The sequence below is a fragment of the Xanthomonas sp. NCPPB 3583 genome (assembly GCF_041475715.2).
In the GTDB taxonomy this organism is placed as follows: Bacteria; Pseudomonadota; Gammaproteobacteria; order Xanthomonadales; family Xanthomonadaceae; genus Xanthomonas; species Xanthomonas euvesicatoria.
On the sequence record NZ_CM191263.1, the window covers coordinates 4,220,560 to 4,234,353 of the forward strand.

At 65.0% G+C, this 13,794-nt stretch carries 11 protein-coding genes; 4 read left to right on the forward strand and 7 right to left on the reverse strand.

The annotated features are described in order from the left end of the window. Nucleotide 1: 1 nt before the first annotated feature. The 4 genes from ACCQ07_RS18090 to ACCQ07_RS18105 form a co-directional block, all read right to left on the reverse strand. Nucleotides 2-1,597 carry an APC family permease gene (locus ACCQ07_RS18090; RefSeq protein ID WP_011348704.1) on the reverse strand — a complete coding sequence of 532 codons (1,596 nt, stop codon included), beginning with the start codon at nucleotides 1,595-1,597 and terminating at the stop codon, nucleotides 2-4. 322 nt (nucleotides 1,598-1,919) lie between these two features. After that, nucleotides 1,920-2,291 (reverse strand): hypothetical protein, encoded by a 372-nt coding sequence (locus ACCQ07_RS18095; protein WP_218502265.1) that lies wholly within the window; start codon nucleotides 2,289-2,291, stop codon nucleotides 1,920-1,922. Between the two features lie 167 nt (nucleotides 2,292-2,458). After that, complete coding sequence (locus ACCQ07_RS18100) at nucleotides 2,459-3,235, reverse strand: LytR/AlgR family response regulator transcription factor (RefSeq protein WP_011348706.1); 777 nt, start codon at nucleotides 3,233-3,235, stop codon at nucleotides 2,459-2,461. After that, nucleotides 3,232-4,533, reverse strand: coding sequence for a sensor histidine kinase (locus ACCQ07_RS18105; RefSeq protein ID WP_008577729.1), 1,302 nt, complete (start codon nucleotides 4,531-4,533; stop codon nucleotides 3,232-3,234). Before ACCQ07_RS18105 ends, ACCQ07_RS18100 begins: the two co-directional genes overlap by 4 nt. 310 nt (nucleotides 4,534-4,843) lie before the next feature. On the opposite strand from ACCQ07_RS18105, the gene ACCQ07_RS18110 reads away from it, so the two are divergent. Next, on the forward strand, nucleotides 4,844-6,058 hold the full coding sequence (locus ACCQ07_RS18110; protein ID WP_372363517.1) for an FAD-dependent oxidoreductase: 1,215 nt from the start codon (nucleotides 4,844-4,846) through the stop codon (nucleotides 6,056-6,058). Nucleotides 6,059-6,369: 311 nt separating this feature from the next. On the opposite strand, the gene ACCQ07_RS18115 is transcribed toward ACCQ07_RS18110, so the two are convergent. Continuing rightward, nucleotides 6,370-6,564: a hypothetical protein gene (locus ACCQ07_RS18115; RefSeq protein ID WP_057680890.1), complete on the reverse strand. Its 195-nt coding sequence runs from the start codon at nucleotides 6,562-6,564 to the stop codon at nucleotides 6,370-6,372. 481 nt (nucleotides 6,565-7,045) lie between these two features. On the opposite strand from ACCQ07_RS18115, the gene ACCQ07_RS18120 reads away from it, so the two are divergent. From ACCQ07_RS18120 to ACCQ07_RS18130, 3 genes are all read left to right on the forward strand, one after another. Next, nucleotides 7,046-7,552, forward strand: a complete 507-nt coding sequence (locus ACCQ07_RS18120; protein ID WP_372363519.1) for a YciE/YciF ferroxidase family protein — start codon at nucleotides 7,046-7,048, stop codon at nucleotides 7,550-7,552. 136 nt (nucleotides 7,553-7,688) lie between these two features. Next, nucleotides 7,689-8,588 carry a manganese catalase family protein gene (locus tag ACCQ07_RS18125; RefSeq protein ID WP_008577723.1) on the forward strand — a complete coding sequence of 300 codons (900 nt, stop codon included), beginning with the start codon at nucleotides 7,689-7,691 and terminating at the stop codon, nucleotides 8,586-8,588. A gap of 82 nt (nucleotides 8,589-8,670) precedes the next feature. After that, nucleotides 8,671-9,009 carry a hypothetical protein gene (locus ACCQ07_RS18130; RefSeq protein ID WP_071118302.1) on the forward strand — a complete coding sequence of 113 codons (339 nt, stop codon included), beginning with the start codon at nucleotides 8,671-8,673 and terminating at the stop codon, nucleotides 9,007-9,009. A 140-nt stretch (nucleotides 9,010-9,149) separates the two neighbouring features. On the opposite strand, the gene ACCQ07_RS18135 is transcribed toward ACCQ07_RS18130, so the two are convergent. Next, a complete protein-coding gene (locus tag ACCQ07_RS18135) occupies nucleotides 9,150-9,722 on the reverse strand; it encodes a hypothetical protein (protein ID WP_209261851.1) in 573 nt (190 codons plus the stop codon). A gap of 448 nt (nucleotides 9,723-10,170) precedes the next feature. After that, on the reverse strand, nucleotides 10,171-13,713 hold the full coding sequence (locus ACCQ07_RS18140; RefSeq protein WP_372363520.1) for a CheR family methyltransferase: 3,543 nt from the start codon (nucleotides 13,711-13,713) through the stop codon (nucleotides 10,171-10,173). Nucleotides 13,714-13,794 lie beyond the last annotated feature (81 nt).

Here is a 13,794-nt window from a genome sequence, read left to right on the forward strand (position 1 = left end):
TTCACGCCTGCGCAACCGCCTTCTCCACCGAGGGTGTCCGCCAGCCGCTGCGCACGCCCCAGACGTAGAACACCGCGCCCACGACTGCGACCACGACCAGATCGGTGCCGTAGCTGAGGTAGCCATGGCCACCGAAATCGGTGCTGCCGGCCCACGAGACCAGTGCGATGGTGGGCAGGTAGCAGATCATCCAGGCCGCACCCTTGAGGTTGCGGCGCAGATCCGGCCAGCCTTGCTTGGCCTGGTAATAGCAATACACCGGCAGCGCCACGACCATCAGCAGGATGATCTCGCCGGTCAGCGGCCAGCGTGCCCAATACAGCAGTTCGGTGGCCATCACGAAGGCCACGCCGGCCAGCACCGGCAGTGCGGCGATACGCAGCGGGCGGTGCAGTTCCGGCGCGTGCCGGCGTAGCGCCATCGCGCTGATCGGGCCGGTGAGGTAGGAAATGATGGTGGCCACCGAGATCACGGCCGCCAGCGTGCCCCAGCCGCGGAAAAAGAACAGGAACACGAACGACACGGCCAGGTTGAAGAACATCGCCATGCGCGGCACGCCCCAGACCGGGTGCAGCTTGCCCAGCACGGCCGGCATGGTGCCGTTCTTTTCCATGCCGTAGACCATGCGTGCAGTGGTCGCGGTATAGGTGATGCCGGTGCCGCTGGGGCTGACGAACGCATCGATGTAGAGCAGCATCGCCAGCCAATGCAGGTTGACGATGATGGCCAGCTCGGCGAACGGCGAGCGGAAATCGATACCGTGCCAGCCGGCCTTGGCCAGCAGATCCGGCGGCACGGCGCCGATGTAGGCCACCTGCAGGATCACGTACACCACCGTGGCCAGCGCGATCGAACCCAGCACCGCGAACGGAATGCTGCGGCCGGGGTTACGCGCCTCGCCAGCCAGATTCACCGGGCTCTGGAAGCCGTTGAAGCTGAAGACGATGCCGGCGGTGGCCACCGCCGTGAGCACCGCAGCCAGGTCGAGCACATGCGAATCGCCGTGGATGCCGACGCTGAAGTTCTCGCTGTGGAAGCCGCTGGCGATCAGCGCCACGCCAGTGGCGGCAGGCACCACCAGCTTGAACACGGTGATCAGCGTATTGGAGCGGGCGAACAGCTTGACGCTCCAGAAATTCAGAAAGAAATACACCAGCACCAGCACCGCGGAAATCAGCAGGCCGGGCACAGAGAGCTCGCCTGCCCCACCAGGCGCCTGCACATACAAGCCCTGCGCCCAGGCCCATGGCCAGGACGCCATGTACTGCACCGAGGCCTCGGCCTCGACCGGGATCACCGAGACGATGGCGATCCAGTTGGCCCAGCCGGCAATGAAACCCACCAGAGAGCCGTGCGAATAGTGGCTGTAGCGCACCATGCCGCCGGATTCGGGGAACATGGCGCCCAGCTCGGCATACGACAGCGCGATGGTGGTGATGATCGCCGCGCCCAGCACCCAGGCCCAGATCGCGCCGGGGCCGGCCAGGCCGGCCGCGCGCCAGGCGCCGAACAGCCAACCAGAGCCAATGATCGAGCCCAGGCCGGTGAGCATGAGGGCGAAGGGGCCAACGTCGCGGCGTAGCGAGTGTTCGGACATGAGGAGCCTGGCAGTGAGGACGCCGTGAACCGGCAACAAGCCGGTAATGATCGCAGAAGCGACCGCTTGCCGTCAGTGCGTATTCAGGCATGACCGGATTGTCGCTACCGACATCCTGCCGATCCGGCAGTGCGCAGCCGATCCACGCACGCCAGTGCTCGTTATCTGCAGCAGCGACCAGCAGTGCCTGCACAGCCGCCAGGCTGGCCCCGCCGGTGCCCGGAACCCGCAGGCACCCCGCGATGGGCACTAAGGCTTCTGCGCGTGGCCTATGCACACGCACGCACGCCCCACCACAGCTCGGTGCGTGCGTGTGCCTTCCTCAGCCGTGGCAATCGGCCTGCGGTGCGGTGGTCTCCACGCAGGTGTGCGCCTGGCCGGGAACGCCGCGCACTTCGCGCACTTGCCCTGGCACCAGCGCAAAGCTGTCCAAGGTCTTGCGGGCACACGTCGGTGTGCTTGCGCCATCGCCGCTGCCGCGCGCGCCGCACTGCTCCTCAAAGATCAGGTAGTAGCAATGGCCGGTATCGCTGGCCAGGCAATGCACGCTGGTACTGCTCGCGGTGATCAGCGTCTTGCTGAAGATCACATCGTGGCCATCGCGGGTGGCACGGGTGATCGAGGTGGTGCCATTGCGTTCATGGCAGCCGGCCAGGGCAAGCAGGCAATACACCAGGGAGGCGATCAGGCGCATGGAGACAGTCCTTTCAGTCGATGCAAACGGGGGAATCAAAGCAGGCTGCAGCGCGTCAGGCAGCGGTTGTCGGTCATCGGAACGCTGTGGCACTCACGCGCATACGTAGGTTCCACGCGCGCTGTCCGCATCCATCCGGGACTGCGCGCGATGTCTTGCAGTCGCACTTACATGCCGCGGAACAGGCTCATGAACGGCTGGCTGACGGTCAGCGTTTCGCTGCGGCCGCGCAGCGCCAGCCGGCCCTTGCCGGTGTCCTCGCGCACCACCGAGGCAACTGCCTTCATGTTGACGATGGTCGAGCGGTGGATCTGTTTGAACACCTGCGGGTCCAGCACATCCAGCAGTTCGCGCAATGGCGTGCGCAACACCGCGTCGCCGGCCGCAGTCATCACCGTGGTGTACTTCTGATCGGCCTGGAAATACGCCACCTCGTCCAGCGCGATCAAGCGCGTCTCGCGCCCGCTGCTGGCGGTCAGCCAGGCGAGCGGCGGCGTGTGGCTGGCAGCGGCCGGGCGCGCGGACAGACGCTGCAGCAAAGCCTCCAGCAGCGCGCCATCCGGCTGGCCGGCAGTAGCGCGTTGTTGCACGCGCTGCCAGGTGGCCTGCAGCCGCTCGCGGCCGATGGGCTTGAGCAGGTAATCCACTGCGCCGTGTTCGAACGCATCGATGGCGTACTGGTCGTAGGCGGTGACGAACACCACCTGGCTGCGCGGGCTGACCTCGCGCATCGCACGCGCCACCTCGATGCCGGTGAGGCCGGGCATGCGGATATCCAGAAACACCACCTCCGGCTGCTGCGCGGCGATGGTCTCCAGCGCGCTGGCACCGTCCTCGCAGTCGCCCACGATCTGCAACTGCGGGCACACCTCGGCCAGCAGCGTCAGCAACGACTGCCGCAGCAAGGCCTCGTCTTCGGCCACCACGGCGCGCAGCGCGCTCATGCCCGCACCTGTGCGGCGTGTGCGGCCTGCGCGCCCGCAACGGGCAACGGCGGCGGTGGCGCGGCACCCAACTGCGTCGGCAGCGGCAGGCTCAAGGTGGCCGCCACCCCGCTGGGGAAGTTGGACACGATGGCAAAGCTCGCCTTGTCGGCATAAATCAGCTTCAGCCGCTCGCGCAGGTTCTTCAAGCCGATGCCGGTGCCGTGGCTGTGCGTGTTGAAGCCCTGGCCGTCGTCGGCCACGGTGAGCGTGACATGGTCATCGTGGCGACGCGCCAGGATCCACACGGTGCCGCCACCGGGCTTGGCTTCCAGCCCGTGCTTGATGGCGTTTTCCACCAAGGTCTGCAACATCATCGACGGTAGCGGCAACGCACGCAGTTCGTAGGGCACTTCCACCTGCAGGGCCAGCCGCGTGCCCATGCGGATGCGCAGGATCTCCAGATACGCCTGGGTGCGTTCGAGTTCCTCGCCCAGGGTGGCGATGGCACCGTCGGCGCTGGGCAGCGAGCTGCGCAGGTACTGGATCAGATGGCCGATCATGATCTCGGCGCGCGGCGGGTCGGTGCGCGCCAGCACCTGCGCGCTGGCCAGCGTGTTGTAAAGAAAGTGGGGCTCGACCTGGGCGTGCAGCAGATTCAGGCGCGCCACGGCCAGTTCCTTTTCCATGACCGATTGCTCGGCGGCGGCCTGTTCGTCACGACGTTGCTCACCGACCCGGCGCACCACCGCGCGATTGATCGCCTCGGCGTTTTCGTAGTTGCTGCCTTCGTCCACCGCGAACAGATCCACCCAGGCGCCAGCGTCGGGCTCGCACAACACGGTGACGCTGCTGGTGCCCTGCCCCGGCGCGATCGTCGCCAGGATCTGGTTGTGGGTGATGGCAAAGCGCGCGAACAGGTTCCAGCGCGAGGGCTGGCGACCTGCGTACGGGTCGATGCGGCGCACCTTGGCGCGAATCAGCAGGCTGCCCGGCGCGCATTCGATGTCCTGCACACGCGGTAGCGCACGCACCGCCTCTTCCATCACCGCGAAGCTGGCCTGCACATCCAGCGGTACTTCGATCTGGCGGCGCTGGCGGGTGGACAAGGTGGTGTGGTCCAGCCGATCGGCGATCAGGCGCACGCGCCGCACATGGGTGACCGAACTCATCAACGCCAGCGTCAGCAAGACCATGCAGGCCAGCGCGAAGATCGGGCCGATGGAGCCGAACAACTGCGTCCACATGATCCCTGCCACCACCAACGCGGCGGCCCAGGCGAACACGATGCGCACGATCAGGAAGACACTGGCAGACACGGGTGGGCCGCTCGTTGAGATGGGACGGGAGCGAGCATAGCCGGCGCGCGCCACTGCGAAAGCCCCGGGCGACGAATGGCCGCCAGCGTGGCATCAAACGCCAGGATTGCGGTGCGAAACCCTGGTGCCGGGCCATGGCCGCGGCAGATGCGCGCGCTATGCTGGATGCACGCTTGCGCTGCGCATGCCGCGCTCGGTTGCTGCCACGCGGCAGACAGCATCTGAAGATGGCCTCGGCATGCCTCCGCGCAGGCGTGGCGAGCCGCATCATGGCGACCCCATCACCCACCACACCTTGTAAGGGAGTTGCATGCACCGTCGTCATTTTCTACGCAGCGCCGGTGTTGCGCTGGCGGCCGCCTCCACCGCGAGCTGGGCAGCAACGAACAAGGCGCTCGCCGTCCCGCCCGCCACCCAGCCGGTCACGCCGCCGGGTGGTCTGCCTGCGCCGTTCGCAGCTGCCTCGCCATTGGCACCGATGCGCGCCTCGGTCGATCGCATCATCGCCATCAACGGGTGCACGCGCCCGTTCCGCGTGCAGGGGCCGCGGATCGAAGCCGAGCGCATCGGCCGCAAGACGGTGGTGCACAACTATGGGCATGGCGGCAGCGGGTGGTCGCTCTCGTGGGGTGCCGCCGAACAGGCATTACGGTTGGTGCGTGCCGCCGACCCGGCCGCGCGCGCGCTGGCGGTGATCGGCTGCGGCGCGATCGGCTTGACCACTGCCCTGGTGGCGCAACGCGCCGGCCTGCGTGTGCGCATCTACGCGCGCGAGCGCCTGCCGGATGTGCGCTCGTTCTATGCCACCGGCGTGTGGTCGCCGGATTCGCGCGTGTGCACCAGCGAACACGCCACTGCCGACTTCAAGAGGCGCTGGGAAGACATGGCGCGCACGTCGTTTCGCCGCTACCAGACCTTGCTGGGCCTGCCCGGCGAGCCGATTGAATGGCGCGATGGCTACGTGCTCTCGGACGTGCCCTTCGATCAACCTGTCGCCTCTGCCGAAGCGCATGAGCCGGACTATCCGCCGCTGGAGCGCGAACTGCTCGATGATCTGGGCCCGCGCTCGCAGCCGGTGGCGCCCGGTGATCATCCATTTCCGGTGGCGTTCGTGCGCCGCTACAGCCAGCTCACCTTCAACCTCAGCGCGTATGCGCGCTTGTTGATGGATGACTTCCTGAAGGCAGGCGGCGAGCTCTACACGCGCGAGTTCGAGCATCCGCGCCAATTCGGCGATCTGCGCGAGAAGATCCTGATCAACGCCACCGGTTACGGGGCGCGCGCCTTGCTGGGCGACGACAGCGTGATTCCGGTGCGCGGGCAGACCGCACGCCTGATCCCGCAGCCGGAAGTCACCTATGGCCTGGTCTGGCGCGGCCACAATCTCAACGTCGTGCCGCGACGCGACGGGTTGTTGGTGCAGGCGCAAGGCGCACACGACTTCAATAACGCAGACGCCATGCCCGACCGCGCCGCAACGGAAGCGGCGGTGCGCGAACTGGCGCGGCTGTTTGCCACACGCTGAGCGACGCGAGCGCGGTGGTGGCCTGCGTGCATTGCAGAGCGCATCGGTGCTGGCAGTAACGTGCAATGGCCTCTACCGGACGCCGGCATTGCAGGTGGTCGTGCCGAACCAGCCATTGCACTTGTTCTGGTCGTTGGAAGGTCGAGCCACGCCAAGCGCAGCGTCGACCACCATCAAGCACGCCTCAGGTCGGCATGGACGGCGCAGGTGAACCGCGGAGGACGCGCGACCGCACGGTCACCAGCCGCGCCCGCCAGGCGGTGCACGCAGTGGTTCCATTCGCGCTTCACACGCTGCCCGGCACCGCCAGGCTAACGGTCTTCAAGCGAAGCCTGCAATGCACTGGCCAGCGCAGCGTCGCCGCTGACCAGTTCTTCCCAGCGGAAGGTCACGCCTTTGCGCCTGCCTTTTTCGACCAGTTTCAAACCTTGCGGATCGATGATCAAGGTATATGCCTGATCGCCGATCTGCAGTTCGCGACGTAAGGGTTTGTCCAGCGGCGTCATCGCACGGTCTCGCAAAAGGTTCGATCGTCGTTGTACCGCATCGACGTGGATCGATGCTGGAGTGCAGCGATGCGCAAAGCCTAGCCGCATCGGCGCCGAGGTGATGGCTGTAGTAGGTGCGCCATTGCACCCCTTCGTTGCAGGCGCAGCGAGCGCGGCCTGCTCCACAGCACAGCTCGCCATCGCATCGGGATCACCGTTTCCACCAATCCCGCTAACACTCGCAGGGCTAGCGTAGCGACCACGCGGTACTGCCTGGAGATCGACGCGATGACCACGGTGTACTTCGAAGAACGTCAGGTGAAGTGCGCACGACCCTGCGCTGCAGGCGAGTGACACGCACCAGAACGATTTCGGAGTTGTCGCACGTGCTGCATCGGCACGCTTGTTCGCAGGCGTGCAACGCGAGCTCATCAAGGCATCGCCACCAACATGGCCAACCGCAGCAACCCATCCTCTGACCAACCCCAAGGAGCCACACATGGCGATCAAGACTGTCGAAGAACTTTTCATCCACGAACTGTCGGACATCTACAGCGCCGAGAAGCAGCTGACCAAGTCGCTGCCGCGTCTTGCGCGTGCGGCCACCGAGCCGAAACTCAAGCAGGCCTTTGAAACCCACCTGGAAGAGACCCAGGGCCAGATCGAACGCATCGATCAGGTCGTGGAAACACTGGGCATCAAGCTCAAGCGCATCAAATGCGCTGCGATGGAAGGCTTGATCGAAGAAAGCCGCGAGGTCATCGACGAAATCGAGGCCGGCCCGGTGCGCGACGCTGCACTGATCGGCGGCGCGCAGAAGGTGGAGCATTACGAAATCGCCTCGTACGGCACCATTGCCGCCATGGCCAAGCAACTCGGTTATGCCGATGCATTGCCGCTGCTGCTGGCCACGCTGGAAGAAGAAAAGGCCACCGACGAAAAGCTGACCCTGCTCGCCGAGCAAGGCGGCAACCAGAAGGCATCCAAGGCCAGCAAGGCCGCCTGAGTCACCGCGCAGGACGCTCGCCGCCGTCCTGCGTCGCTTGCATCCCTGCGGGCATCCCCCCGAAGCCAAAGCCCCACGTTTCTGCCCGCTCGTTGAGTGGTCGTAGTTGCCGGGCGTCAGCCATGGAGCACCACCCATGTTCATGCACAACAAGCGTTTGATGTACACCGTCCGCGTCGCCCAGCCCAATCCGGATCTGGCCACGCTGATGTTGGAACAGTTCGGCGGACCGCAGGGCGAACTCGCCGCTGCAATGCGCTATTTCACCCAGGCACTGGGAGAAGACGATCCGGGCCGCAAGGACCTGCTGTTCGACATCGCCACCGAAGAGATCAGCCACCTGGAGATCATCGGCTCGATCATCGCCATGCTCAACAAGGGGCCCAAGGCGGTGCTCTCCGAGGGCATGGAAGAAGCCATGGACATGCGCAACATGACCCAGAACAGCACCAGCCATACCCAGCAGATTCTGTATGGCGGTGGCCCGGCCCTGGTCAATTCCAGCGGCGTGCCGTGGACGGCGGCGTATGTCGACAGCATCGGTTGCCCCACGGCCGACATGCGCTCCAATATCGCGGCAGAAGCGCGTGCCAAGCTGGTGTATGAGCGCCTGATCAACGTCACCGACGACCCGGGAATCGTGGATGCCTTGCGTTTCCTGATGACGCGCGAAGTGGCGCATCAGAAGTCGTTCGAAAAGGCCTTGTACTCGATCGAGCCGAATTTCCCGCCGGGTAAGCTGCCGGGCGATCCGCGCTTCACCGACAAGTACTACAACACCTCCCAGGGCGAAGGCGACATGATCGGTCCTTGGAATGCCGGCGAGCAATGGGAAGTGGTGGCCGACCGCGAGGCACAGGCCGCCGTCGATGGTGGCGACGGCTCTGCCACGGTCGCGCTGGATGCCACGCAAACCGCGGCACTGGATGCCATGTCCGAGCGGCTGCTCTCCAACCCCGAGCTGGACCGCGTGACCGGCGCAGACCTGGGTGCAGGCCCGGGCGCCGGTTCCACCACCGGCGATATCCAGCGTTAGACCTGATGGGTGCAGCTGCACCCATCACCAGCCTGGAGCCAGTACGCTCCGGGCTTTTTCATTGCACTGCACAGGAGTTGCCATGAACGAAAAATCCACGCTCGACACACACGACGAACGCCAATCGGCCTATCGCGGGAACGGTACCGACGCATCGGTGGATGGCCAGGGCCGCAACGATCCATCGGCTGTCCAGACCCGCGATGCACTGCCGCCGCGTGGCGACGCGCCGGAAGCGTTGCATCAACGCGGTCATGGCCGCGGCGGCACCTTGGGCGAAGGCGAACCCGACGGCCACCCAGAACGTGACGGCAGCACGCAACCCAATTTCGGCCAGAGCGGCACTTACGGCAAGCAGCAACACATCGACGCGCAGCAACGCGCCCTGGACGACAACGCCGAGGAAGCAGAAGACAACTGATCGATTGCGAGCCTGCCGTCGGTGGGTTGACCTGTTCGCGGCGCGATCGTTAGCAGGCAGCGATCAGGATCGACCCACACTACCGAAACGATGAAGGGGCCCGCTGGGCCCCTTCTTTGTTGGCTGCATGGCGCACGCGCTTATGCTCGCGCAATCGGTGCCGGGGCCCCTTCGCTCGCCCACTCCGGGCGTACGCCTGCCGCAGCGGCGCAGCGTTCCAGCCGCCAGGGCGTGAGATGGCGCATGGCTTCGGCGCCGCCCATGTGCAGCCACTTGCTCAGGTCCGCGTCGATACACAGCGGCCGGTAGGTGGGCATGCTCGCCGATGAGGCGACGAGCAGCGAGAATCCCATCTGCAGGCGTCCGCCGATGTCCATCACGTTGCGCAATCCGGCGGCATACACCGCGCTGCCATCCTGGCTCAACCAGGTCGCGGCGGTGGTGCCATCCGCCGATGCAGTGCAGACGAAACCGCATAGCGCAATGGCGCAGCGTTGGGTTTCCCAGATGGCCAGATCCACGCCGCCCAATCCGCCGGGCTCCTGCAAATGGATCGAACGCTGCTGCCCCGGTGCGCGGCGGCCGAAGGTCGCGCGCTCCTCGCGTTTGCCGCCACGGTCGGCGACGAAGATGTCGGCATCGGCGCCCACCCCGACTTCGACCCATGCGTTGCTCGCCATGCGGGCGGACAACTGAAGAATGCGCGTAATCATGCCTACTCCACTATGTGCATCTCGATGACCTCAGTGGCTACGCACAATGCGCGCCAACTTTTTGACTTCGGCAAAGCTCGGTGCTGCAAGAGTTTCAAGTAACTTCAGTTGCACTACACGCACAGCGGAAGCCGAATAGGCCGCAGGATCTGCATCATCGCGCAGTATTTTCCGTGGGCTGTGCGTGTACACGCAGCGCTACATTGCTAGATGTAGATGCACGTGCAGCAGAGTCTGCTATCAAAGGCACGCTCAATGCATAGGCGTCTTGTGTGCAGCACAGCGCTCTTTCACTAGCCGTCTCGATGGTCGCGCAAGTCTCATCGTTGCGAGGGCGCGTGCGTGCCCGGCACTCAGACCTGCGCATCGCGGCGTGGGCGGGCGGTGCATGTGCATACGTTGCTCACCCAGCGGCCACGTCCATGCAGGCCCGAGGTCTACGGTCCACTCACCCGTTCACAGGATTGAGCGGCAACTGGATTTCGCATTCCAGGCGCGTATCGCTGAGCTCGTAGCGCGTCTGCGCGCCATGGCTGTACGGCAAGGCCTTTTCGATCAGGCGGCGACCGAAGCCGCTGACTTCATCACGGTCGCCGCGCAGCTGATTGTTGGCGCCTTCTTCGATCCACAACAGCTTGAGGCGCGCAGGTATTTCGCTGTCAGACACGACCTCCCAGCGGATCGACAAGGTGCCGGTGTCCACCGCCAGTGCGCCATGCTTGACCGCGTTGGTGGCCAATTCGTGCAATGCCAATGCAAGCGTCTGCACGGTGGATTTACGCAGCGCCACGTTCTGACCTTCCAGCACGATGCGTTTTTGATCCGGCTCTGCCCCCAACGCATCCAGCTCCATACGCAACAACGCGCCGATGGTGGTGGGCATATTGTCCGATTGCGACAGCAGCCCCTGCACGCGCGACAATGCGGCCAGCCGATCCTCGAACTTGGCCGCAAACTCGGGCATGCTTTGGGTGGTCTGTACAGTCTGCTTGGCTACAGACTGCACCACCGTGATCAGATTGCGCGTGCGGTGCTGCAACTCGGCCACCAGTACACGCTGTTCTTCCTGCAGCCGGCGCAGGTTGTCCGATTCGGTGGAGGTACCCAGCCATTCCAGCACCTGGCCGCGTTCGTCGCGTACCGGAGCGCTGCGCGTTTGAAACCAGCGATAACCCTGCTCATCCGCGTTGAAAAGGCGGTGTTCGATATCCAGCCCGCCACTGGACGCACTCCCCAGCCAGGCGTTCATGGTCAGCTCGCGATCGTCCGGGTGCACCGCCTGCAACCAGCCCAGGTCAAGGCTCTCAGCATCGCTCTGGCCGGTGTAGCTGGACCATTGCGGGCTGGACCAGGTCCAGCGGCCGCCATCGAGCGAGCGCCACACCAGCTGCGGGATGCCTTCCATCAAGGTGCGCAGGCGTTGCTCGCTGCTGCGTAGCGCACGCTCGGCGCGCGTGAGCGGGGTGACGTCCATGAAGGTCAGCACCGCACCACCGATGAAATTGTCCACGGTGCGATACGGCAGCACGCGCACCATGTAGCGCGCATGCGTGGTGGGGTTTTCGACCTCGCGATCGAGCACCGCCAGGGTGCGGATCACCCGGCGCGCATCGTCTTGCAGTTCGTCGTAATCCACATGCAGCTTGATGTGGCTGATCGGGCGATGGATATCGCTTTCCACCAGCGGCAGGATGTCGGTGACGGCCGGCGTGAAGTTGGTGACGCGCAATTCGTTGTCCAAAAACACGGTAGCGATCTGGGTGCTTTCCAGCAGGTTCTTCAGATCGCTGTTGGCATGCGCCAGCTCCTGCACGCGATGGGCCAGCTCACCGTTGACGGTGGTCACTTCCTCGTTGACCGATTGCAGCTCTTCCTTGGAGGTTTCCAGCTCCTCGTTGGCGCTCTGCAGTTCTTCGTTGAGCGACTGGTATTCCTCGTTGGAAGACTTGAGCTCCTCGTTGGTGCTTTCCAGCTCTTCGATCATCGATTGCAGGCGCTCGCGGGTGATGCGCAGCTCGTTCTCCAGCACTTGCACATGCCCATCGTCGTGCACGCTGTCGTGTGGGGCGGGCAGCTCCACCGGTTCGCGCGCTTCCACTTCCTGGAACAGCACCACGTAGCCGCGCGGCACCTCCGAGTCGGCGGTCGGCTCGACGAACAGGTTCACCGCCCAGGTCGCCGCATCTTCGTGCACCTGGATGCCCTTGACGTGCACCGGTGAGCGGTCGCGTTCGGCGCGGCTGAGCGCGCTGCGCAAGTCCAGGCGCAAATCGCGATGAATCAGGTTGAGCAGGTTGAGGCTGGGGGTGCCGCCGCCAGGACGGATGAAGCGCCCCGCCTGCGACGAGAAATGCAGCACCTCGAACTGCTCGTCCAGCACCGCATACGCCGGCGCATAACGGTCGGCGATGCGCTCGCCGGCGCGCACCAACGCATTGCTGGACGTGCGCTGCCGCTGCGGTGGTGCAGGCACCCTGGCGGCCGCAGCCGGCTGCATGGTCGGGAATGTTGCATGCACGTTGCTCTGCGCATCGATGCGCTGAAACACCCGAAAGCTGCGCTCGACCGGCGTAAACAACTGCGCGTGCCGCGAGACGTTTTCGGCATTGCCCAGGAACAGGTAGCCGCCCGGACGGATGGCGAAATGAAAGATCGGGATCACCCGATTCTGCAATTCGGCATCCAGATAGATCAGCAGATTGCGGCACGACACCATATCCAGCCGCGAAAACGGCGGGTCCTTGACGATGCTGTGCTGGGAGAACACGCACAGCTCGCGCAGCTCCTTGCTCACCACATAGGTGTCGCCTTCCTTGACGAACCAGCGCCGCAGCCGTTCGGGTGCAACTTCACCGACGATGCTGGAGGCATAGCGCCCCACCCGTGCAGTGGCCAGTGCGCGCCCGTCGATATCGCTGGCGAAGATCTGGATGCGTGGCGCGGTGTCCAGGGTTTCGGCGTGTTCGCGCAGCAGCATCGCCAGCGAATAGGCCTCTTCGCCCGTGGAGCAGCCCAGCACCCAGATGCGCAGGCTGTCGCCGGTGTGCTTGCCCTGGAACAACCGCGGAATCACCTGCTGCTCGAGGAATTCGAACTCGCGGCGGTCGCGAAAGAACTTGGTCACGCCGATCAGCAGGTCGTTGAACAGCTGCAACGGTTCGTCGAAACGATTGCGCAACACCTCCAGATACTGCTCCAGCGTTTCCACCTGCGCGACCTGCATGCGCCGCTGCACGCGGCGCAGGAAGGTGGCGCGTTTGTAGCCATGAAAATCGTGGCCGGTGGTATTGCGCAGGATGGCGGCGACCTGGCTGAGCTTGTCGCTCTCGCTGCCATTGCGCACGCCGGTCGGCACCGGATGACCGTAGCCGTGATGGCGTTGCATGTGCGCCGCGATACGCGCGGCGATCTGTGGCAGGGGCAGGATGTCGTCGGTGATGGCGGCCGGGTTGCTGGCGCTGCGCAGGTCCAGCCCATGCAGTGCGGCATCGTCCACGGCCAGCGCCAGACCGCCGCACTCACGGATCGCCGCGGTCCCCAGCGTGCCGTCGCCGTCGAAGCGCCCCACGATCAGGCCGATCACATTGCCGTCCTGATCGTGCGCCATCGAGACGAAGAAGCTATCGATCAACCCGTGGTCGCTCTCCCCACCGGGCAAGGCGCGCAGACGGATGCGCCCTTCCTCCAGCGTGACGACCGTATCGGCCGGCGGCAGATAGAAGCGCCCCGGTTGCAGCCGGTCGCCATCGCTGGGTACCGACAGCAGGGTGGCCTGACTGCCAAGCAGTTCGCGCAGGCGTGCCTCATCCAATAATTGGCGGTCGCGCAACAACAGCATGATGGCCAGATTCGACGCGCCAGCAATCGCATCGAGCAATTCTGCCAGGCGATCGGCGTCCATACCGGCGGCGCCCACGCCAAGCACGAACAAGGGCGGCTGCGTATTCGCATCCGTAGCGATGTCGTTATTGGAAGTTTCGTCGTCGGTCATGGCGGCACTATCGTTGCAACGCTGGATTCAAGCGCAATCGGCCATGATCGCGTAAAGCGCGGCGGACTACCATGCAGCACA